We start from the raw sequence: 19,867 nt of genomic DNA on the forward strand, positions 1-19,867 counted from the left end.
ACGTCGCCTGCGCTCAGGATGAACTGCGTCGAGGGGCGCTGGCACTGGCGCGCCTCGACTTCGCTCGGCACGAACGGAGGAGGGGGGAAGCTTGCTAAATCCCGCCTCCCGCTGGTCTCCGGCCGATTACGCAGCCAACGCCGCCTTCGTGCCGGCCCTGGGCGCGGCGGCGCTTGACCTGCTCGATCCCAAGCCGGGAGAGGCGATCCTCGATCTGGGCTGCGGCGACGGCGTGCTGACCGAGAAGATCGTCGCCGCAGGGGCCAAGGTGATCGGTATCGACGCCTCCGAGGAAATGGTGGCCGCCGCCCGTGGGCGCGGCGTGGACGCCTATGTGGCGGATGCTCAGGCGCTCGACTTCAACACCCAGTTCGATGCCATCTTCTCGAACGCGGCGCTCCACTGGATGCTCGATCCGGAGGCGGTCGCACACGGCGTCTTTCGCGCACTGGTGCCCGGCGGCCGCTTTGTCGGCGAGATGGGCGGGGAAGGGAATATCGCCATCCTCCGCGCCGGCATCCGCGAGGAGCTGACCGAGCGGGGTTATCCCCTGCCGGCGGGCGATCCGCAATGGTATCCGAGCGCCCAGGAGTTCAGCCGTATCTACAGCCGCGCCGGCTTCACCGACATCGAGGCCCAAATCATCCCGCGTGAGACCGACCTGCCCAGCGGCGTCGCCGCCTGGGTGAGGACCTTCCGCACCGGCTGGATGGATGCCGCCCGCGTGCCCGACGAGGAGCAGGCCGAGGTCGCCGCGGCCGTCGAGCGGCGTCTCGCTTCGAAGCTCCGCCGCCCCGACGGCAGCTGGTTCGCCGATTATGTCCGCCTTCGCTTTACGATGAGAAAGCCCCACTGATGCGTTATCTTCCCCTAGCCGACAGCGACCGCCAGGAGATGCTCCGCGCGGTCGGCGCGTCCTCGATCGACGACCTGTTCGTCGACGTTCCCGAGGCGGCGCACCTCTCCACCAAGATCGAAGGGCTGGCCGACCATGCTAGCGAGCTGTCGGTCGAGCGGCAGCTCACCGCCATGGCCCGCCGCAACATGGTCGCGGGTGAGGTGCCCTTCTTCCTCGGCGCCGGCGCCTATCGCCACCACATCCCGGCGAGCGTCGACCATCTCATCCAGCGCGGCGAGTTCCTGACCAGCTACACGCCCTATCAGCCGGAAATCGCCCAGGGCACGCTCCAGGCGCTGTTCGAGTTTCAGACGCAGGTGGCGCGCCTCTATGGCTGCGATGTCGCCAACGCCTCGATGTATGACGGCTCGACCGCCTGCTGGGAGGCGATCGTAATGGCCCGTCGCATCACGCGGCGCGGAAAGGCCGTGCTCTCCGCTGGGCTTCATCCCCATTATGTCTCCGTCGCCGACACCATGGCCAAGTTCACGGGCGACGTGCTTGACAAGGCGTTGCCGGAGCTCACGGCGGAGACGGATGCCGATCGGCTCCTCGCCGCCATCGACGAAGAGACGAGCTGCGTCGTCGTCCAGTATCCCGATATTCTCGGCCGCATCACCGATCTGACGCCGATCGCCGACAAGGCGCATGAGAAGGGCGCCTTGCTGATCGCCGTCGTGACCGAGCCGGTGGCGCTGGGCGCGATCCGCAGCCCCGGCGAGATGGGCGCCGACATCGTCGTGGGCGAAGGCCAGTCGATCGGCGTCGGCCTCAATTTCGGCGGGCCCTATGTCGGCCTCTTCGCCTGCAAGGAGAAGTTCGTCCGCCAGATGCCCGGCCGCCTCTGCGGCGAGACGGTGGACGCGGAAGGCAAGCGCGGCTTCGTGCTGACCCTGTCGACCCGCGAGCAGCATATCCGGCGCGAGAAGGCGACGTCCAACATCTGCACCAACTCAGGGCTTTGCGCGCTGGCCTTTTCGGTCCACATGACCCTGCTCGGCGAGAAGGGGCTGAGGCAGCTCGCCAACCTCAACCATGCCAAGGCCGTCCAGGCGGCCGAGCGGCTGGCTAAAGTCGCGGGCGTGGAACTGGTCAACGACAGCTTCTTCAACGAATTCACGCTGAGGCTTTCCAAGCCCGCCCGGCCGGTCGTCCGCGCGATGGCGGAGCAGGGCGTGCTCGGTGGCGTCTCGCTCGGCCGCCTCTTCCCGGGCGCCGAGGCGCTGCAGAACGGCCTCGTCGTGGCCGTCACCGAAACCGTTACCGACGAAGACATCGAAGCGCTGGCGAAGGCGCTTCAGGAGACCCTGGCATGAGCATCAATCAGAGCGGCTGGCGCCCCGAAAGCCCGCAGACGGGCGTGGAGGCGAGCGCGGATACCTTCACCGGCAATCGCGCGCTGATGCTGGAGGAGCCGCTGATCTTCGAGATGGATGAGCGCGGCGGCACCGGCGTCGATTTCGCCGAGGCGCCGAAGGTGTCCAGTCGCCTCGGCAGCCTGGAACGCAACCGCGACATCGACCTTCCCGGCCTCTCGGAGCCGCAGACGGTGCGCCACTATACGCGCCTCAGCCGCCAGAATTATGCGATCGACCTGGGGCTTTTCCCGCTCGGATCGTGCACGATGAAGCACAATCCGCGCCTCAACGAGCGCATGGCGCGGCTGCCGGGCTTCGCGGACATCCACCCGCTCCAGCCGGTGGACACGGTGCAGGGGGCGCTGAAGCTGATCGCCGACCTTGGCGAATGGCTGATCAAGCTCACCGGCATGCACTCCGTCGCGATGAGCCCCAAGGCGGGCGCCCATGGCGAGCTTTGCGGGCTCCTGGCCATCCGCTCGGCGCTGGAAGCGCGCGGGGACAAGCGCGAGGTGGTGCTGGTGCCGGAGAGCGCCCATGGCACCAACCCGGCGACGGCCGCTTTCGCCGGCTACCGGGTCGAGAACATCCCGGCCACCGAGCGCGGCCGAGTCGATCTTGCGGCCTTGAAGGCGCGGCTGGGGCCGGATGTGGCGGCGGTGATGATCACCAACCCGAACACCTGCGGCCTGTTCGAGCCGGACATGATCGAGATTTCCAAGGCCGTGCATGAAGCCGGCGCCCTCGTCTATTGCGACGGCGCCAATTTCAACGCCATCGTCGGCCGGGTCCGCCCTGGCGACCTCGGCATCGACGCGATGCACATCAACCTGCACAAGACCTTCTCGACTCCGCATGGCGGCGGCGGGCCGGGCTCGGGCCCGGTCGTGTTCTCCGAAGCGCTGACACCCTTCGCGCCGCTTCCCTTCGTGGAGAAGCAGGGCGACCATTACGCCCTGATCGAGGAGGAGACGGCCGAGGAGCATCACGGCCGGACCTTCGGCCGCATGACCGCCTTCCACGGCCAGATGGGCATGTTCACCCGCGCGCTGAGCTATATTCTGAGCCACGGAGCCGACGGGCTGCGCCAGGTCGCCGAAGATGCCGTGCTCAACGCCAATTACGTGCTGCGCGCGCTGGAAGATGTCCTCGATGCGCCGTTCGGCAAGAGCGGGCCGTGCATGCACGAGGCCCTGTTCAGCGACAAGGGCTTCGAAGGGGGGCTGTCGACCCTCGACCTTGCCAAGGCGCTGATCGACGAGGGCTTCCACCCGATGACCATGTATTTCCCGCTGGTCGTCCACGGCGCGATGCTGATCGAGCCGACCGAGACGGAGTCGAAGGCGGCGCTCGATCAGTTCATCGGCGCGATCCGGAATGTCGCCGAGCGCGCCAAGGCCGGCGATCCTTCGCTGAAAGCCGCCCCGGTCCATGCACCGCGCCGCCGCCTCGACGAGACCTTGGCGGCGAGGAAGCCGGTGCTGGTCTACAAGGAGCCGGAGCAGGCGCAGGCGGCGGAGTGAGCGACGCCCGCCGCAGCGCACCGCATGTCGCCCGCAATGCCGGGCCGATCGCGGATGTGCTGGGCGGGCTGTTGCCCGACAAGGGGCTCGTGCTCGAGATCGCCAGCGGCACCGGCGAGCATGCACTCTATTTCGCGCAGGTCTTTCCAAGCCTCACCTTCCAGCCGAGCGATCCGGACCCGGCGGCGCTCGCCTCGATCGACTCCTGGCGGGTGGACGCCGGGGCGCCCAACCTCCTGCCGCCGGTGCGGCTGGACGCGCGCGAAGACCAATGGCCGCTCGACCGCGCGGATGCCATCCTCTGCATCAATATGGTTCACATCAGCCCCTGGGCGGCCACCGAGGGGCTGATGGCCGGGGCGGGGCGGCGGCTGCCTTCGGGCGCGCCGCTCTATCTCTACGGTGCCTATCGCCGGCAAGGCGTGGCGACGGCCCCCAGCAACGAGGCGTTCGACCTGTCGCTGAGGAGCCGCGACGCGGAATGGGGGGTGCGGGACCTGGAGGATGTGGTCGCGGAAGCGGCGAAGCACGGCCTTGCACTGGAGAGCGTGGTCGAGATGCCGGCCAACAACCTGTCTGTGGTGTTCCGCAAGGCCTAGCCGTCATCCCGGCGGAAGCCGGGACCCAAGAACACTGTTGCTGGAGGTGACATGCCCCCACGGTCGAAAACCGCCGATCGCGGCGTTCTTGGGTCCCGGCTTTCGCCGGGATGACGATTAGCTGCGATTCGGTAGTGTCGGCTCGTCGCCCTTTGCAGGCTTGTCCTCGCCGCGCACGCGGGTGGCGCCGGGCTTGCCCTCCACGTCATGCTCTTCCTCGGCCTGGCTGGCGATGTCGCGCTGCAGATTGCCGCCGCTGACGCCGCTCTGGCTCGGTCCTCGTTCCATCTTGTCGATGAGTTCGCTGTCGTCGGGGCGTTGCTTGTCCGCCATGTTTCATCTCCTTCGAAAAGGACAATGAAGCGCGGCCGCCCCTGTTCCTCGACGCATCCTCGCCTGCGCGCCGACCGGCGCAAACTCAGCGCGCGGGCGCGGTAGTCTCGGTTTCGGGGCGGGCGCTGGCGAGGCGGAGGCAGACCATCACCCAGAGCATGCCGAACGCCCAGCCGCCGACCACGTCGCTCGGCCAATGCACGCCGAGCGCGATCCGGCTCCACCCGACCTGGAGGGCGATCGCGACTCCGATGCCGACCGCGATCGCCCGGTTGCGCTGGCGCACGGGCACCAGCAGGGCGATGGCGAGATAGGTGATCATCGCATTGGCGGCGTGGCCGCTTGGGAAGCTCATCGAATGAACCGCTTCGAGATGCTGGTCGACACCGGGCCGGTCGCGGTCGACGATCACTTTCATCAACTCCACCAGCAGGCGGCCGCCGAAGACGGTGAAGAGGAGGAGCGCCGCCCGAATCCGCCGGGTGAAAGCGAGATAGATGGCGGCCACGACGGCGAGCGGGACGAGGATGCGCCAGCTGCCGAGCTCCGTCAGCAGATCGGCATTGCGGGCGAGGACCCGGTTGTCGCCGGCATGGAGCATCAGGCGCAGCGCCTCGTCCGGCTCCCAGCCGAGGCCGCCAAGCAGCAGCATCGCCAGCCACAGCGAGCCGGTGATGACGGCGCCGGTCCAGAAACGTGCGCGGGCGTTGAACATGGCGGCGGGGTCCATAGTCGTGGCGAGGCCGGAACGACATGCCGCAAGCGTGGGCCAAAATCCAGCGGCTGAAGGAAGGTGGTGAGCCGTGCTGGATTCGAACCAGCGACCTACTGATTAAAAGCCCGGCTCTTCTGGGTCAATCGAGGCCAATCATGGTCATCGGGCGGCTCGCAAGCACTTAGAAACGCGACATTCCAGTCACTCAGCGCCACCCGGCGGCACGCGAGGATAGCGGCCGTACGGTGCTCGGCGCGGTGCTTACAGGAGAATGGAATGGCCGTTATCAATCTGACGGAGGCCCGGATCAGGGACCTCCCACTGGGGTCTGGCATATATAGGGACGAGCAGGTCAAGGGCCTGATGGTCATCTGCCACAAGACAACCAAGAGCTATGCGGTGCAGGGTGACGTGAGGCGGAACGGCCGCCACGTCAGGACGGTGCGGGTCAAGATCGACCGGTGCGACCGGATCGGACTCAGGGAGGCCCGCAATCGGGCGAAGGCCCTGATGAGCCAGATACAGTCGGGCGTCGATCCGACGGACGGGCCCGAGGAGAGCGGGATCACGCTGGAGCGGGCGCTCGACGCCCACCTGGAGGAGAAGCCGCACAGGCCTCGGACCGAGGAGGGCTACCGCTACCAACTCGACCACTACCTCAAGCCCTGGCGAAAGCGGGCCGTGGCCGACATCTCTCGGCAGATGGTCCGTGACCTCTACGCCGAGCTCAAGCGGAAGCACGGGGAGACGACGGCGGCGAGCACGATGCGGACACTCAGGGCGGTCATAAACACGGCCATGAGGATCGACGAGACCCTCGGCAGCAACCCGGTCGCCGCGCTTCACGTTCCGTCGACGAGGCGCCGTAAGGTCGCGCCGCTCGACCTGGCGGCGTGGTGGGAGAGGGTGGAGGCGCTCACTCCGGTCCGCCGCGACCTCCACGTGGCCATGCTGCTCACGGGCGCCCGCCGGTCGTCGATCGTCCGGGTCCGCCGCGACGACGTGGACGTGCGGAGGGGAGTGCTGACCTTCACGCACATGAAGACCTCGGACGAGCCGATGCTGCTCCCGATGGGCGAGCGGCTCGCGTCGATCCTGGCTGACCGGATGAATGAGGACCTGCCTCTGAACAGTCCCTGGCTCTGGCCGTCTCCGACCAGCAGGAGCGGCCACGTCGAAGAGCCGAAGGAGGAGGGGCTGCCCAGCCCTCACGCCTACAGGCACCACGCCAGGACGCTCTACATTGCCGCGGGCGTGCCCTACGCCGAGAGCGCCCTCCTGCTCGGCCAGAAGCTCCCTGGAGCCTCCGGCGGCTACGTGCACGCCGACCATCTGGTGGAGCAGCTCCGCCGGCACGCACAGGCTCTGGAGGAACTGGTCTTCGCCCACAAGCCCGTCGGCATGACCAGGCTGCCCGACTGCACCCTTATGGACCCGATGGGCTTCGTCCTCGTCGAGCCCGCCCCTGAAGTGATGGTCAGTCGGGGGTAGCGTATCTGGCACTCGGTCCTCCGCGATCTGTTCACGGAGGACCGAGTGACCGACCTGACCCTTGAAGCCATCCGCGCCGTCGTGCGCGAGGAGCTCGGCAAGCCCGTGAGTCCCTGGCTCGATACCGAGCAGGCGGCCGCATACCTGGGCTCGACGCCCGGCACGATGAAGAACTGGCGAGCTACGGGCCACGGGCCCAGGTATCACCTCATCCAGACCCGACTGGTCCGCTACCACGTCGAGGACCTCGATCGGTTCGTCCGCGGCGAGCGCTGACGCCCGCCGACCTCCCATCGGATTGCTGATTGCTGATTGCTGATTGCTGGTCCCTCGCGCAGGCCCGACCGGCGCATAGCGTCCCCGTCCATACAGGCGCCCCGGCAATATCGCCGAGGTCCGGCTCGACGAAGAGGACGCATCCATGCTCGACGACGACTTCCTGACCGCCAAGGAGGCGGCCGAGTTCCTGCACACGACTGAGAGCTCGCTGCGCACACAGCGGAGCAAGGGCAAGGGCCCGCCCTTCCACAAGCCGGACGGCTGGCGCACCCTCTACAGGAGGAGCGAGCTCGAAGCCTACCACGCCTCCTGCGGGCCGTCGGGGCGCAGGTCTCGCATGGAGCGGGCGATCGCGGAAAAGAAGAGGGCCGCACTCGGCTCGACTCGGGTGCGGCCCTGACTGGTCGGAATGGGATGACCAAGAGCGACAGACAGCCTAAACAACCCGAGAGACTAGGAATTGAGTGTGTCTGACGAAACAACGAATACGTCCGAGACGGCATCCAAGCAGCCGTCGTTCGAGGCGCTGCGCCCGCTGATCGACGCCGGCTTTGAGCTGATCCCCCTGCACCACGTCGAGGCCGTCCGTGAGCTCCGCGGTAGGATCGTCCGGACCGGGAAGCTGCCGTTGAGGCGCGGCTGGGAAAAGGGGGCCATCCTGTCCCTGGACGAGGCCCGCGAGCTCATGGGCCGTGGTCACAACATAGGGGTGCGTCTTCGGCCGACCGATCTGGTCGTGGATGTCGATCCCAGGAACTTCGAGGACGGTGACGACCCGGTGGGGCGGCTCCAGGCCGACCTCGCCATTCGTCTCGACGACTGGCCGACCGTGGTCACAGGGTCAGGCGGCCACCACCACTACATGGCGATCCCGGCCGACGCCCACCCGCTCGTGAACGGGCTCAAGGCCTATCCCGGCGTCGAGTTCAAGAGCCATCCCGCGGGCGGCAGGCAGATGGTCGCGCCCGGCTCGGTGCACCCGGAGACCGGCGGCCTCTACACAGTCGACCCCCTCTCCGACGGCTTTGGGACCGTGCCCGCCGCGCCGGACGCGCTCCTGAACCTCATACGGAGGCCCGAGGGCAGCGCGGCGGCCGAGGAGCCGGGCGAGCTTACGTCCGAACAGGTCGGCGCGCTCCTGGAGGAGCTGGACCCGAGGGACTACGCCGACCACGACGCCTGGCTAGAGCTGATGATGGCCTGTCACCACGGCTCGGCGGGTGAGGCGGTGGACGAGTTCGTCGCCTGGAGCACGTCCGACCCTGCCTACGCCCATGAGGAGGACATCATCCGCCGCCGGTGGTCGTCGCTGCACGCTGACGCGGGCGGCAGGCGGATCACCCTGCGGACCCTGCTCAAGCGGCTCAATGAGGTCGGCAGGGGCGAGCTCGCCGACGCGCTCACGCGGTCGGACCCGCTCGACGACTTTCCCGACGACCTCGACGACCTGCCGGATTTCATCGGCGAGCAGGAGGCGAAGGCGACGCTCCTCGACCGGGTGAACGCCGACCGGTTCACGGTGCTGACCGGCGGCAGGTATCTGGTAGGCCGCGAGCGGACCGACCCCAGGACAGGCGTGTTCAGCGTCGAGTGGTATTCGCCCGACGCGGTCAAGCAGCACATGAACGTCAAGTCGGTCGAGACGCCGGAGGGCAAGCGGGTGCCGCTCGGCACCTGGTGGATCGGGCACCCGCAGCGGCGGCAGTATGACGGGGTCGTCTTCGACCCGACCCCAGGCGCCTCGCACCCCGACCTCTATAACCTCTGGCGAGGCTGGGCCGTCGAGCCGAAGAAGGGCGACTGGTCTAAGATGCAGGGGCTGATCCGCGACGTGCTCTGCCGCGGTGACCAGGCCAGCTACGACTACGTCGTCCGGTGGATGGCGCACATGGTCCAGTCCCCCAGCCGACCTGCCGAGGTCGCGCTCGTGTTCAAGGGTCGCAAGGGGACGGGCAAGGGCACCCTCTGCCGCGCGCTGAAGGAGCTCGCCGGGCCGCACGGCCGGCACGTGACCAGTCCCGAGCACTTCACCGGTCGGTTCAACGAGCACCTCGCCGACACCATCCTCCTGTTCGTGGACGAGGGCTTCTGGGCGGGCGACAAGAGAGCCGAGGGGCAGCTCAAGGGCCTCATCACGGAAAAGTCGCTCACGTTCGAGGGCAAGGGCAAGCCGATCGTCGAGGGGCCGAACCAGCTTCACGTGGTCATGGCCTCGAACGAGGACTGGGTAGTGCCCGCCACGCACGACGAGCGCCGCTTTGCGGTCTTCGAGGCAGACGACGCCGCCGCGCGGGCGTTCCCGCACTTCGCCGTCCTGAACGAGGACGAAGGGGACGCGGAGCGGCAGCACATCCTCGCGGCCATGCTCCACGACCTCCTCGCGATGGACCTGGGCGGCTGGCACCCGCGGCGGGACGTCCCTCAGACCGGGGCCCTGCTCGACCAGAAGCTGGAGGGGCTCCGCAAGAGCCCGCTGGACGCCTGGTGGTATGACTGCCTGGAGGCCGGGGAGGTCTCCGAGCTTGTCGGTAGTAAGGAGCACTGGCCGAAGGCTTGGGAAGCCGACCCCTCGACCAAGGAACTCCTGCTCATGTCCCTCCGCGCAAGCCACAGGGACGCCGCGGGCATCTCGAAGACCAGGCTCGCTCAGTATCTCGGCGGCGTCGGCGTGGGCGTGGGCGACAGGGTCAGGAACAAGCAGAACCAGAAGGTGTGGGCCGTGCCCTCCCTTGACGACGCGAGGCGCGCCTTCGAGGCGAAGATGGGCGGGTCGATCGACTGGGCCGACTGAGCCGACGCGCTCCCCTCGTGGGTGAGTGCGCCGCCCTACCGCTTTCACGTCCCGGCGCGAAAGCGGTAGGAAAAGCGGTGTGGAAAAAGCGCAGCATTTCCAGTGGCTTTACCCGATCTACCGCTTTACCACTTTGCTTTCGCTTCCGCCGGGGCTGGGGGCCGATTGGCTTCGTGCCGGTGCGTCGGCTTCCCCATATCCCTCATTTCTATTCAACTTATTCTAAAGCGGTAAAAGTGGTAAAAGAGGTAAAGCGGCTGAAAAGTAAGGAAAAAATCTACACCGCTTTTCCTACCGCTTTACCGCTTTTGCGGCCGATCGGCCTTGGACGCGCGAGGAGCCCTCAGGCCCGGGGTGCTTGGACGGGGAAGAGGCGAAGCGACCCGACACGCCCTCCGTCCTCCCCGAAAACGCGCCCGCGCGCGCGTGGGTGCGGCCCCTCTGAGTGCAAATCAGGGGGTAAGGCTTCCCAAATCCTTGTAGATCAGGGCCTTTTCTTCAGTGTGATTTCGCGAGCACCGCTCCAGGCACCGAAGCCTCACGCTCTGAGAGGTCAGGTGCCCGCGTCGGGCACGCTTCGGCGCAGCGCTAGGGCTTCGACAATCTCTTGGATAGTGTCTGAGCATTGTCGCACGAACACGTGGTCTGCCTCGACCAATCGGATGCCCTCGGAGACGTCGCCCTCCTCGAAGAATGCTTGGTGCTTGGCCTTCACCTTGAACGGCAGCACGTCTCGCCGGGCCACGAGCTTGTCGTAGCTCCTACCTTCGCCGTGCTTCAGCACGTTAATCGCGTCTCGATAGTCGAAGAACCGATCGGCGAGCTCGGCGCGGCCGGACGCCCGCAGCGTCCGATCAAGCTCCTGGAAGGTGTTTGTCCACCCCTTCTCCTGCTGGAGCAGCCCCTCAAACGCCTGTAGAGCGCCGATGGCGAGGATCGCGCTCTGCATGCCCAACATCCTCAGGGCGTTCACGTCCCTCGTTCCGGCTCCTTCCTCGAGAGCAGCCGATGCCCCGGCCTCAGCTTTCAGTGCATGCCTCAGCGTAAACTCGATAGCGTCGGCAATGAGTCGGTATTCGGAAGCGGCTGTCATGGGGGCCGGTTAGCACCGGCACGATGCGGTGCGAAGCCTGGGTGGCCCGGCGAGCACTGGCGTCGGGCGCGCGGGCGCCCGCGGCATGCGCGGCGCATGGCTGGATCACCGAAGAAGCGCGCCAAGCGCCTTGGACTGGACCCCCTCGACGAGCCGGGCCCGGGCAGCTCCGTAGCCCGCAAGCGCCCGGAGCTGTCCATGGAGCCCGTCAGGCCCGAGCCTCACAACAAGGTCCGCCTCTCCGACGCCAACCGCGAGCGGGTCATCCGGGCCCTCCTGGACGGCTACCCTCGCGCCGCGATCGCCAGGGCCTTGGGCATCTCCACGCCCACGCTCCGGCGGCTAATGGCCGACGACCGCGAGATGCTGGACGCCGTCGAGGCGCAGCGCTCGTTCGAGGAGGCCGAGCTCAGGGACATCCTCATGGAGCTTGCCCGCAAGGGCGACACGGTCGCGGCCATCTTCCTGGCGAAGGCGCGGCACGGCTGGCGTGACCGCGACGATGCTAAGCTGAAGCTGGAGACGGAGAAGGGCGGCGGGGTCCTGGTCGTCCCCGGCATCTCCGCGACGGTGGAGGACTGGGAGGCCGAGGCCAGGGACCAGCAGGCGAGGTTCCGCACCCGCAACCCGGAGACCGACCCCGCCGCCCCAGGCGCGGACAGGCTAAGGGCCGCGGCGCAGCGGGGCTCCATCCGCACCCGCACGCTGCTTCCCGACGGCCTCGCGATGGAGCGAACCCAGCCCGGCGATCTGCCCCGCTGATCCTGGATCGGTGGGACGGACAGTCCTGCCGCCAAGCGGATCAGTGTCTTAGGCTGGGTGATTCGCGGCAAAGACCGCGCCCGGCACCGACGGCACGCCATTTCGAGGCGCCAGAAGGGGCTGCAAGTAGAAAAAGTTAGCCCCCCCACTAACCCGTTGATCCCGCGACCTGATCAAAAACTGGGGCAAGACTAGGTTTTCAGAAATGGGTCTAGGCCAGAAAATTCTTGTGTTGCCAGTGGCTTAGGTGTGTATATGTAGTGTCCTCCTCAACGCCATTTCGGCCTTATTGAGGAGTTTGACATGGATCACATTATACGGATGCCCGACGCTGAAGCTGTTAAGCAGGCGGCCTTCACGGGCGGGGAAGTGCAGATTTCGGTGAGCGTCCCGATTGGTAGCTTCGCGAAGGCCGCGAAGCACATGAATGACCTCCTCGAAGTCAGCCCTGTTTACTACTACCACAAGGACGAGTGGCCTCTCGAGGATATCCAAGGACTTTGCGCCGTTTTCTGGACGCTCATGAACCGGCTGCCGCTCACCCCTTCCGAGCATCTCCAGCTGCTAGAGCGGTTCGACAATGGGGTGTCCGGAGGACAGTATGTGCGGGAGTTTATCGCCGGCTGGGTCCAAACCAACCCTGAGGACTTCCTGGGGGAGTTGTCTGACGCCACCATTGACGAGCTCGCCGGCCGCGCATCCAAGGTAAAGCGCCGTCGCCGGAAGGCCGCTTAACCAAGCATGTGAGCGACGATCGGAGGGCCGGTCCCTCCGATCGCCTTGCGGACCAACGGCCTGGGCGCCGTCCGTGCGCCCAGGCACCGCCCCGAGCACCGGCAAAGGCCGATCGGGGCCACCCGGAGGCAATGTTGGTCCAGATCGCCGCCGCCGCGGCGCATCTCTCCACCCGTGTCGAGTTCGAGGCAGTTGCGCCTCGGCCAGTCCGCGATGGCGGGCAAAATCCTGGGCTGCGACCCGGGCATGGTCGAGCCCTGAAGCCCCGAGCGAGATGCGAGAGCCTTCAAGGAGAAAATGACCATGCCCGCACCCCAGGCCAAGCTCGGCGCCCATTGGCTGAGCCCGACCGACATCCGGTCCACCCTCACCCGCATCCACGCGAACCGCAACGCCCACGACAGCCTGCTCCGCAACCTGGGCCACAGGCTCCATCAGCACGCCGACAGCGTCTCGCGCTCGCTCAAGGGCCTCGACGCGAAGGACCGCCCCTCCGTCGTCGGCAAGGCTGTCAGCGGCTTCCGGAGCGAACTCGTCCGCGAGAGCGCCGACGCCCGCCTGGCCCACACCCGCGAGCTGGCGGAGCTCGCCGGGCGGCTGAAGGCCGCGGCGGTCCACTACAAGAGCCCGGTCCAGATGCTCATGCGCGAGACGCTCGGCTCCGAGCGGCGCAGCCGCCTCATCCAGCAGATCGCCAGCTCCGGCCCGGTCGAACTCGCCAGCCTGGCCGAGTATGCCGCCGCCACTCAGGACAAGGACCTCGCCGCCGCACTGTGCAGCCGAGTGGCCGACCTGCCGCGCGCCGAGCGGCCGTTCTCAGCCGCCGAACTCGCTGGCGTGATGTTCGGCGAGCTCCACAGGGAGCTGAGCCAGGCGCTCGTCGAGGCAGAGCGGCGGGTCCTGGAGGGCCTCAACGCCGACACCGAGTTCGAGACCGGCAGGCCCCACCCGCAGCGGTCGCTCCAGATCGCGATGCTGAGGAAGCGGGAGCAGGAGATCGGCGCCTACGGCTTCGACGCCGACGATGAGGACGAAGGGAACGAGGCGGAAGAGACCGACTCGGACGAGCCCAACGACCGCATCGCGGCCGGCCTTCGTGCCCGCCGCGAGAAGGCATCCGCCGCGGCCTGAGCCGTGGCGCCATACAGACCCATCAAGCCAGTCCCAATGCAAGGAAATTGACCATGGCCACATTCGTTTTCTACGCCGACGAGCCCCACAAGCGCCGCGCCGACGGGCGCAACACCCTGGTAGCCGCGGGCGCCACCGAGGCCGCCGCCCGAGCGGTCGCTGAGGCCCTGATCCGCCAGCCCGGCGCCCTTGAGGCGTTCGCGGCGGTCGAGCTGGGCGACTCCGTCCCGGCCTTCGTCGTCGAGGGCTTCGGCCCGGTCGGCTCGCGCGGCCAGTCAGTCTGGCCCGGCCGCACGCGCGGCGGCGACTCCCTTCCGGGGAACTGAGGTGGACGGCTGCAAGGTCCACCTGACCTGGGACGCACGGCACGCGGCGACGCGCGCCATGCTCGCAGGCGAGCCGGTCGTCACGCCCATGGAGCTCTTCATCTTCATGGGCGGCGACCCCGACCAGTTCACGCCTGAGATCGAGGAGCACTGCATCCGCGACCTCAAGGCCCACGGCTATCGGCTGGAGAAGGTCGCGATCGAGTTCTACGCGCCGGAACTCCAGGACCGGTGGGTCCGCCACGAGCACTGGCCGGAGGACGACCAGTGGCCCGAGTGATCGGGCGCTGACAATGAGCCCTGATCGACTAGGATCAGGGCTCAACGTCAATTCGGGGAGGGGATAGAAATGACGAGACTGATCTACGGGATACTTGCGGCGAGCGCGCTGTGCACCGCAGCGCCCGCCGAGGCCCGAAAGCCCAAGGAGACCTGGACCACCACGCGCGTCTCCGACCCCATCACGGGCGCGTCGAGCTGCGTGGTCGCCGCCTACGACCGGGTCGGCAAGATGGAGTTCTCCCGCATGGGATACCTCTACCCGGTCGTCGAGAACAATGCCTCGCTCGGCCTCCTGGTCGGTGTGAGCTCGGGAGGGCGGTTTCGCGTCCCGACCGGTGACATCCTCTGGCGGGTCGACCAGCAGCCGCACCGCGAGCTGAAGGCGGCCGACAATCCGGTCACCGGGTCGTCGCTCGCCCTGGAGCCGTTCAAGACCGGCAACGAGCAGGCCGACAGGGCCGTGGCCGACGCGATGGCCAAGACGGCCAACCTCGCTGCCTCCATGACCGCCACGAGCACGGTCGCCAGTGGCGAGAAGGCGAGGGAGATGCTCGCCGAGATGCTCGCCGGGAAGGGGCTCATCTACCGGCAGGCGACCGCGGCTCCGGCCTATGGCCTGCCGAGCGGCGAGACCTACCGCGTGGGCCAGCTCACCGACGACGAGCAGAGGCCGTTCCCGCTGGACGCGTCGTTCCGGAAGGCTTTGGCCGAGTGCGGCATCGACCCGAGTGCACAACAGGCGCCCACGACGGCCACGGAGCTCCCTGAGAGCCCCGACATGACGCAGGACTAGCCAGCCAGGCACGCTACACCGAAGGCGTCCAGGGAAGGCTGGACGGCTCCCGCGAGGTAGGTGAGTCCCTACTTGGGGAAGGCCAGCTTCAGTATCTCCGCTGTGGTGGCGCCGGGGTTATCCCCGCGCAGCTTGCGGATCTTCGCCTCCGCTCGCTGAGTGAGCGCATCGAGATCGACGGGCTCGTGTGCTTGGCCTTCGTTAGGCGGTGTTCGAACTGACATGCCGAGACTCCTAATCTGATTCACCTTACCAGCTCACCTCTACGAGCGGCAGAGGCCACTAGGCAGCGAGTGCTACCTGCCATCGGATGCCGGTTTCATGCGGCGACCAATCCATTCTCCGGACCCTAAGCCGCGCGGGGCAGCTTGATCTGGTTGAGCACCAGGAAGGCCACTCGTTCGTCGAGCACGTCCAGCTCCAGCTCTGCGCAGCGCTTGTCGCCGTTCTTGATGACCTGGACGACCCGCACCCGGCCGGTGAATGTGGGGTCTGGCCCATCGAGGGCGAAGCCGAGGGCCTGAAGCCTGGCCCTGTCCAGCCCGTAGTGTTCCTGGACCACGGGGCCTTCGCCACGACGCTCCCGATGGACTTCAAAGCGAATGGATCGCCTAGGGGCGGGGACGTGCACCTCGGTAGTCATTGCGTTCTCCTCTCGTTGCGGGTGTTCGCTGCCGCGAGAGGATGCGGGCTAGGGACCGCTGTACAGGCTTGAAGTCAGACACGCCTCGGTCAGATAGGGATCGTAGGCACGAACGTACGTCGGCCGGCGCCTTGGCGTTCATCCGTGCGATCTCCTCCAAAACTAGGCTTATCCCCAACCTTTTCGCCTAGCGGCGCCAAAGGCGCTTTACGGAATCGGCTCGCATCTATTTTACTGGGGTTGAAGGTCCGGCGCGTTCTGGGCATAGAACGCATCGTGAACAGTGAGGTGACAAAAAGGGGTGCCGTCATGCATTCGATCGAACTTTGCGCGGGTGCGGGCGGGCAAGCCATCGGACTTGAGACGGCCGGTTTCGAGCACGAGGCCCTGGTCGAGATCGACCGGCACTGCTGCGACACGCTGCGCCTAAATCGACCGTCTTGGAATGTGATTGAGGACGACCTCCGCATCTTCAAGGAGCGTGCGAGCGACTATGCCGGCGTGGAGCTCGTCGCTGGCGGATTGCCCTGTCCGCCGTTCTCCGTAGCGGGCAAGCAGCTCGGCGCACTGGATGAGCGAAATCTCTTTCCGGATGCGCTCGACATCATCGATGCTGTCCGGCCGAAAGCAGTTATGATCGAGAATGTCCGCGGTTTCCTGGACGCGGTTTTCGAAGATTACAGGCTGGGGCTGAAGAAGCAGCTTAAGAAACTTGGATACGAAGCGGACTGGCGGTTGCTCAACGCCTCCGACTTTGGTGTTCCCCAGCTCAGGCCCCGCGTCGTCATCGTGGCCACGCAGGCCAGCTTCTGGTCGGATTTCGAATGGCCCACAGTCGAGCGGGTCAACCCCAAGACAGTGGGACAGACGCTGGTCGATATGATGTCTGCGAACGGCTGGCATGGTGCCAAGCAGTGGATGGCCCGCGCTAACGACATCGCACCGACGATCGTCGGGGGTTCGAAGAAGCACGGAGGGCCGGACCTGGGGCCGACGCGCGCAAAGAAAGCCTGGGCGTCGCTCGGCGTGAATGGGCACACGGTTGCCGACGCTCCGCCCGAACCGGACTTTGTCGGGATGCCGCGGCTGACCGTACCCATGGTGGCGCTGCTGCAGGGCTTCCCCCCAGAGTGGAAAATCTCCGGTCGAAAGACCGCAGCCTACCGCCAGGTTGGCAACGCTTTCCCGCCGCCGGTGGCCGCCGCAGTTGCAGCCCAATTGAAGAAGGCAATCAGCGTCAGGCGATCCCTAGCTGCTGCTTGAGTGCGGATCGCTTCTTTTTGTCGTCCCACGCCCTGATGAGCTGCTGATGATTGGGCGGTAGATCGACCCACTTTGTGAGTTTGTAGGTGCTCCGGATGAATCCCTCGGGCGTCTTATAGCGCCCGGTCTCAATCTCCATGCCGATCACGGGATAGCGCAATTCTCGAAGGCGCTTCTGCCAATCCTCCTGCCTCTCGTGGACATTCGCGATGTCCTCGATGAGGTGGGAGTCTACGGCCACGCCCTGATGCATCTTGAGAAAGCGGGCAATCCTTTCATGGACTGACTCGATGGCTATCAACTCGGCCATCTCGGTCGGGTCGAATGACTTAAAGAAGTCCCGCTTGCCGTGGTTGCACTGCACGCAGATTGCCCAGAGGTTCTCGTCAACTGTCAGCCCGCCCCAGGTCTGGGGCACCTTATGATCGACCTGCAGCCTTATCCCATCGCGTTCGATGGATAGGCCGCACATCTGGCATCGACCCTTGGCTAGGTTCAGTATCCGCGCGCGCTGCTTGCCTGAGATAGCGCCGGAGTCAGTTTGAACGTTCTGCTTCTCGCCCTTGTAGCGATAGGCCCAGCGCCCATCTTCCTTGCTATAGGGAATGTCGTAATGTTTTCTCAGGTGCCGCAACCGCCTCATTAGCTGCTCCTGGTCGCCGGCCCCGCCGACCTGCGCGCGAATTTCCGGGGCCGTGAGGCCGCTAGGGTGCTTCTTTAGGAGTTCGAGCACCTCACGACCTGCGGCGGTTCCCTCCTTGTTCAATGGCTTGGATGACATGGTTGATAGGCTGACAGTGGACCGGCGCTCGGTCAACATGAGTCGGATACGTTCCCGGAACACTCGGCCCGAGATGGTCGTGCGGCGCCTGCTGCACGCCGCGGGTTACCGCTATCGACTTCAAAGGAAGGACCTGCCGGGCAAGCCGGACCTGGTGTTTGGGCCGCGGCGCAAGGTGATCTTTGTCCATGGGTGCTTTTGGCATCAGCATGAGGACACAACCTGCCTCGATGGCCGGAGGCCCAAGTCGAACACCGGCTACTGGCACCAGAAGCTCCACCGAAACGTGGAGCGCGATCGCCAAAATGAGGACGCGCTTAGGGCGATGGGCTGGGATGTCATGACAGTATGGGAGTGCGAAACCGAAAAGACCGGAGCCGTAGGATTGCTGGAGAGGTTGCGCAGATTTCTCGATACACCTGGGCCAAAATGCCACGCGCTACCAATGCGCGCCGCCTCAAAGCCGACATGACAGTCCAGCGCTTCTCAGGCTGCTCAGTGAGCGATTACTTGCCGACCGCAGCTGTCTCGTCAACCGCGGGCTCCTCTGCCTCCTTCTCCGCAGCCTCTTCGGCCTGTCTTTCCTCGGCAAGCTTCAACAATAGCACGCTGGCTATGACATTGGCCTGTTCTTCGAAGTCACCTTCCACGTCGAGCCCAAGGCCGCCATACCGCGTGCTTTCATCGAACATTCCTGGCGTTGCGTCAGAGAACCAGATAGGGATTATAGAACCCTCGCCAAATCGCTCCTTGAACTGCTGCGACTCGAACTTGGTCCAGATTTTCTTCGGGTAATGATTGCTCAAGAAAGCGACGACGAACCGAGCTTCACTCCGGTAAATCGGTGCCAAGTAATCCTCAACATCTGACGCCAGAATTCGGTGCTGCTCATCCTTGTCGTAGAAAACCTCGACCTCATTTTCTTGCAGGATGTCTCGCAACTTCTCTACGATCGAGCGATCTTCACCGGCAAAGCTAAAAGCAAAATCGTACCGCGAGCGGAATTCAATGGTTAGAAATCCAGCCTCTTTTACAAATTTGCTCCATAGAATGTTTCTGATGAAATAGATGAATTTCGGATCTTCGATGGCCAGTTGCCGAGTGTAACTATCGAAGTGTAGCAGTTCTTGGAGATCTTCTTCTTCGCGCAAGAAGTCTGACAACCACCCCTTGTCTACAATCTGACCAACGCTGCCCCGGCTTTCTGAGTGCGCCATCAGTGCCTGGTCAATCGACAACGCACCCTCATCGCTGTCTGAAAGCCATTTAAGCAACAGCAGATAGGGCGCTCGACCGACGCGTCGGAATCGGCGGCCCCTTGCGAATTTCATTGCTCTATTAGAGAAAGTTCGCGCCAACTCGTCGAGAACGCGACCCTTCACAGCCTCCAGGCTGTTGCTGATTTCGGAGCCCGCATCCGACCGCTCGGTGACGCCCGCCAGCAGGCAGATATCATGGCACAAAAGTTGCGCGAGATGGAAGCTGCCCGCTGCATCTGCTGCAATCTCCTCTTTCGCGGCAATGCGGACATTGAGGGCCTGTTCCCCTTTAGCGATCAGTTCGCACACCTTCTCGTTCGAGTTCACTTCGAATCGAATAGTGTCAATTCGATTGTTCAGGTCGGGAGCGAAGTGGACGAGAGAGTTTCCGGCCTTATTGATGCCGATGAGAACGATTTTGGTGGAGTCGTCCTCGCGATCGGCGAGATCCTTCATAAAGTCCGCGATCGCGTGTTTTACACCGTCCTCAAGTCGGTGGAAGTCATCGATGACTACGAGGCCAGCGCCCTTAACCTCGGGAATGAGGGAGATGACATCACGATCCTCCCGCCTACGAGCGCTGAGCTTTTGAGCCTTTCCTTGCAGCCCGATCTGCTCGATAACCGAAAGGACTGCCGTGGTCTTTCCAATGCCAGAGGGGCCCTCAACGACCACTCCGCGGCCAGGCGTACGAATTGCAACCCGTAAGTGGTCATATTCGCGCGGCTCCACGAAGGTGAACGTCGGGATGCCCGACCGCTTGAAAACTTCCTCTACCTTCGGCTCAGGCATGCATTCCCCCCTAATCCCGC

23 protein-coding genes are annotated in these 19,867 nt (G+C 65.4%); 16 read left to right on the forward strand and 7 right to left on the reverse strand.

What is annotated here, in order from left to right; all coding sequences use genetic code 11:
* Positions 1-91 precede the first annotated feature (91 nt).
* Genes DF286_RS10760 through DF286_RS10775 form a run of 4 tightly spaced genes read left to right on the forward strand, consistent with a single transcriptional unit; the run spans position 92 to position 4,378 of the window.
* A complete protein-coding gene (locus DF286_RS10760) occupies positions 92-856 on the forward strand; it encodes a class I SAM-dependent methyltransferase (RefSeq protein WP_109271428.1) in 765 nt (254 codons plus the stop codon).
* The gene (gene gcvPA / locus DF286_RS10765; protein ID WP_109271429.1) at positions 856-2,214 is read left to right on the forward strand and encodes an aminomethyl-transferring glycine dehydrogenase subunit GcvPA; all 1,359 of its coding nucleotides are present in this window, start codon (positions 856-858) and stop codon (positions 2,212-2,214) included. The genes DF286_RS10760 and gcvPA overlap by 1 nt, the downstream gene beginning before the upstream one ends.
* Complete coding sequence (gcvPB, locus tag DF286_RS10770; protein ID WP_109271430.1) at positions 2,211-3,779, forward strand: aminomethyl-transferring glycine dehydrogenase subunit GcvPB; 1,569 nt, start codon at positions 2,211-2,213, stop codon at positions 3,777-3,779. Before gcvPA ends, gcvPB begins: the two co-directional genes overlap by 4 nt.
* A complete protein-coding gene (locus tag DF286_RS10775; RefSeq protein ID WP_109271431.1) occupies positions 3,776-4,378 on the forward strand; it encodes a DUF938 domain-containing protein in 603 nt (200 codons plus the stop codon). Before gcvPB ends, DF286_RS10775 begins: the two co-directional genes overlap by 4 nt.
* Positions 4,379-4,495: 117 nt before the next feature.
* Here the strand turns inward: DF286_RS10775 and DF286_RS10780 are convergent, their stop codons facing one another.
* Both DF286_RS10780 and DF286_RS10785 read right to left on the reverse strand, forming a co-directional pair.
* The gene (locus tag DF286_RS10780) at positions 4,496-4,711 is read right to left on the reverse strand and encodes a hypothetical protein (protein WP_109271432.1); all 216 of its coding nucleotides are present in this window, start codon (positions 4,709-4,711) and stop codon (positions 4,496-4,498) included.
* Between the two features lie 85 nt (positions 4,712-4,796).
* Positions 4,797-5,426: a phosphatase PAP2 family protein gene (locus tag DF286_RS10785; protein ID WP_109271433.1), complete on the reverse strand. Its 630-nt coding sequence runs from the start codon at positions 5,424-5,426 to the stop codon at positions 4,797-4,799.
* Between the two features lie 276 nt (positions 5,427-5,702).
* Between DF286_RS10785 and DF286_RS10790 the strand changes: the two genes are divergently transcribed.
* The 4 genes from DF286_RS10790 to DF286_RS10805 all read left to right on the forward strand — a co-directional run bounded on the left by DF286_RS10790 (position 5,703) and on the right by DF286_RS10805 (position 9,987).
* Positions 5,703-6,917: a site-specific integrase gene (locus DF286_RS10790; RefSeq protein WP_109271434.1), complete on the forward strand. Its 1,215-nt coding sequence runs from the start codon at positions 5,703-5,705 to the stop codon at positions 6,915-6,917.
* A gap of 45 nt (positions 6,918-6,962) precedes the next feature.
* Positions 6,963-7,193 carry a helix-turn-helix domain-containing protein gene (locus tag DF286_RS10795; RefSeq protein WP_109271435.1) on the forward strand — a complete coding sequence of 77 codons (231 nt, stop codon included), beginning with the start codon at positions 6,963-6,965 and terminating at the stop codon, positions 7,191-7,193.
* 145 nt (positions 7,194-7,338) lie between these two features.
* The gene (locus tag DF286_RS10800) at positions 7,339-7,596 is read left to right on the forward strand and encodes a helix-turn-helix domain-containing protein (RefSeq protein WP_109271436.1); all 258 of its coding nucleotides are present in this window, start codon (positions 7,339-7,341) and stop codon (positions 7,594-7,596) included.
* 66 nt (positions 7,597-7,662) lie between these two features.
* Positions 7,663-9,987, forward strand: a complete 2,325-nt coding sequence (locus DF286_RS10805) for a DUF5906 domain-containing protein (RefSeq protein ID WP_158274665.1) — start codon at positions 7,663-7,665, stop codon at positions 9,985-9,987.
* Positions 9,988-10,540: 553 nt separating this feature from the next.
* Here the strand turns inward: DF286_RS10805 and DF286_RS10810 are convergent.
* The gene (locus DF286_RS10810; protein ID WP_146193600.1) at positions 10,541-10,936 is read right to left on the reverse strand and encodes a hypothetical protein; all 396 of its coding nucleotides are present in this window, start codon (positions 10,934-10,936) and stop codon (positions 10,541-10,543) included.
* 240 nt (positions 10,937-11,176) lie between these two features.
* Here DF286_RS10810 and DF286_RS10815 point away from each other — a divergent pair, with 240 nt between their 5' ends.
* The 6 genes from DF286_RS10815 (at position 11,177) to DF286_RS10845 (ending at position 15,109) form a co-directional block, all read left to right on the forward strand.
* Positions 11,177-11,842 carry a helix-turn-helix domain-containing protein gene (locus DF286_RS10815; RefSeq protein WP_158274666.1) on the forward strand — a complete coding sequence of 222 codons (666 nt, stop codon included), beginning with the start codon at positions 11,177-11,179 and terminating at the stop codon, positions 11,840-11,842.
* A 303-nt stretch (positions 11,843-12,145) separates the two neighbouring features.
* Positions 12,146-12,577 carry a hypothetical protein gene (locus DF286_RS10820; RefSeq protein ID WP_109271440.1) on the forward strand — a complete coding sequence of 144 codons (432 nt, stop codon included), beginning with the start codon at positions 12,146-12,148 and terminating at the stop codon, positions 12,575-12,577.
* A 303-nt stretch (positions 12,578-12,880) separates the two neighbouring features.
* On the forward strand, positions 12,881-13,708 hold the full coding sequence (locus DF286_RS10830; RefSeq protein WP_146193601.1) for a hypothetical protein: 828 nt from the start codon (positions 12,881-12,883) through the stop codon (positions 13,706-13,708).
* Between the two features lie 53 nt (positions 13,709-13,761).
* On the forward strand, positions 13,762-14,034 hold the full coding sequence (locus DF286_RS10835) for a hypothetical protein (RefSeq protein ID WP_109271443.1): 273 nt from the start codon (positions 13,762-13,764) through the stop codon (positions 14,032-14,034).
* A 58-nt stretch (positions 14,035-14,092) separates the two neighbouring features.
* On the forward strand, positions 14,093-14,314 hold the full coding sequence (locus DF286_RS10840; protein WP_146193602.1) for a hypothetical protein: 222 nt from the start codon (positions 14,093-14,095) through the stop codon (positions 14,312-14,314).
* Positions 14,315-14,383: 69 nt separating this feature from the next.
* Positions 14,384-15,109 (forward strand): hypothetical protein, encoded by a 726-nt coding sequence (locus tag DF286_RS10845; RefSeq protein ID WP_109271445.1) that lies wholly within the window; start codon positions 14,384-14,386, stop codon positions 15,107-15,109.
* A gap of 68 nt (positions 15,110-15,177) precedes the next feature.
* Here DF286_RS10845 and DF286_RS15165 read toward each other — a convergent pair whose 3' ends face one another.
* A complete protein-coding gene (locus DF286_RS15165; protein WP_158274667.1) occupies positions 15,178-15,333 on the reverse strand; it encodes a hypothetical protein in 156 nt (51 codons plus the stop codon).
* 125 nt (positions 15,334-15,458) lie between these two features.
* On the reverse strand, positions 15,459-15,671 hold the full coding sequence (locus DF286_RS10850) for a hypothetical protein (protein WP_146193603.1): 213 nt from the start codon (positions 15,669-15,671) through the stop codon (positions 15,459-15,461).
* 390 nt (positions 15,672-16,061) lie between these two features.
* Between DF286_RS10850 and DF286_RS10855 the strand changes: the two genes are divergently transcribed.
* Entirely contained in the window at positions 16,062-17,015 is a 954-nt protein-coding gene (locus DF286_RS10855) for a DNA cytosine methyltransferase (RefSeq protein WP_109272149.1), read from the forward strand.
* Here the strand turns inward: DF286_RS10855 and DF286_RS10860 are convergent.
* Entirely contained in the window at positions 16,990-17,835 is an 846-nt protein-coding gene (locus tag DF286_RS10860) for an HNH endonuclease (RefSeq protein WP_109271447.1), read from the reverse strand. The two genes, DF286_RS10855 and DF286_RS10860, sit on opposite strands and share 26 nt — an antisense overlap.
* On the opposite strand from DF286_RS10860, the gene DF286_RS10865 reads away from it, so the two are divergent.
* Positions 17,834-18,268 (forward strand): very short patch repair endonuclease, encoded by a 435-nt coding sequence (locus DF286_RS10865; protein WP_243444801.1) that lies wholly within the window; start codon positions 17,834-17,836, stop codon positions 18,266-18,268. The two genes, DF286_RS10860 and DF286_RS10865, sit on opposite strands and share 2 nt — an antisense overlap.
* 34 nt (positions 18,269-18,302) lie before the next feature.
* Here the strand turns inward: DF286_RS10865 and DF286_RS10870 are convergent, their stop codons facing one another.
* On the reverse strand, positions 18,303-19,847 hold the full coding sequence (locus DF286_RS10870; RefSeq protein ID WP_109271449.1) for a TIR domain-containing protein: 1,545 nt from the start codon (positions 19,845-19,847) through the stop codon (positions 18,303-18,305).
* Positions 19,848-19,867 lie beyond the last annotated feature (20 nt).

The sequence above is a fragment of the Sphingosinicella humi genome (genome assembly GCF_003129465.1).
GTDB lineage: Bacteria > Pseudomonadota > Alphaproteobacteria > Sphingomonadales > Sphingomonadaceae > Allosphingosinicella > Allosphingosinicella humi.

Coding starts and splice junctions, on each gene's coding strand:
- DF286_RS10860 (WP_109271447.1), bottom strand. CDS start 17,835: ATGTTGACCGAGCGCCGGTCCACTGTCAGCCTATCAACCATGTCATCC.
- DF286_RS10840 (WP_146193602.1), top strand. CDS start 14,093: ATGCTCGCAGGCGAGCCGGTCGTCACGCCCATGGAGCTCTTCATCTTC.
- gcvPA (WP_109271429.1), top strand. CDS start 856: ATGCGTTATCTTCCCCTAGCCGACAGCGACCGCCAGGAGATGCTCCGC.
- DF286_RS10870 (WP_109271449.1), bottom strand. CDS start 19,847: ATGCCTGAGCCGAAGGTAGAGGAAGTTTTCAAGCGGTCGGGCATCCCG.
- DF286_RS10810 (WP_146193600.1), bottom strand. CDS start 10,936: ATGCAGAGCGCGATCCTCGCCATCGGCGCTCTACAGGCGTTTGAGGGG.
- DF286_RS10790 (WP_109271434.1), top strand. CDS start 5,703: ATGGCCGTTATCAATCTGACGGAGGCCCGGATCAGGGACCTCCCACTG.
- DF286_RS10835 (WP_109271443.1), top strand. CDS start 13,762: ATGGCCACATTCGTTTTCTACGCCGACGAGCCCCACAAGCGCCGCGCC.
- DF286_RS10845 (WP_109271445.1), top strand. CDS start 14,384: ATGACGAGACTGATCTACGGGATACTTGCGGCGAGCGCGCTGTGCACC.
- DF286_RS15165 (WP_158274667.1), bottom strand. CDS start 15,333: ATGTCAGTTCGAACACCGCCTAACGAAGGCCAAGCACACGAGCCCGTC.
- DF286_RS10830 (WP_146193601.1), top strand. CDS start 12,881: ATGCCCGCACCCCAGGCCAAGCTCGGCGCCCATTGGCTGAGCCCGACC.
- gcvPB (WP_109271430.1), top strand. CDS start 2,211: ATGAGCATCAATCAGAGCGGCTGGCGCCCCGAAAGCCCGCAGACGGGC.
- DF286_RS10780 (WP_109271432.1), bottom strand. CDS start 4,711: ATGGCGGACAAGCAACGCCCCGACGACAGCGAACTCATCGACAAGATG.
- DF286_RS10800 (WP_109271436.1), top strand. CDS start 7,339: ATGCTCGACGACGACTTCCTGACCGCCAAGGAGGCGGCCGAGTTCCTG.
- DF286_RS10855 (WP_109272149.1), top strand. CDS start 16,062: ATGCATTCGATCGAACTTTGCGCGGGTGCGGGCGGGCAAGCCATCGGA.
- DF286_RS10865 (WP_243444801.1), top strand. CDS start 17,834: ATGAGTCGGATACGTTCCCGGAACACTCGGCCCGAGATGGTCGTGCGG.
- DF286_RS10815 (WP_158274666.1), top strand. CDS start 11,177: ATGGCTGGATCACCGAAGAAGCGCGCCAAGCGCCTTGGACTGGACCCC.
- DF286_RS10820 (WP_109271440.1), top strand. CDS start 12,146: ATGGATCACATTATACGGATGCCCGACGCTGAAGCTGTTAAGCAGGCG.
- DF286_RS10785 (WP_109271433.1), bottom strand. CDS start 5,426: ATGTTCAACGCCCGCGCACGTTTCTGGACCGGCGCCGTCATCACCGGC.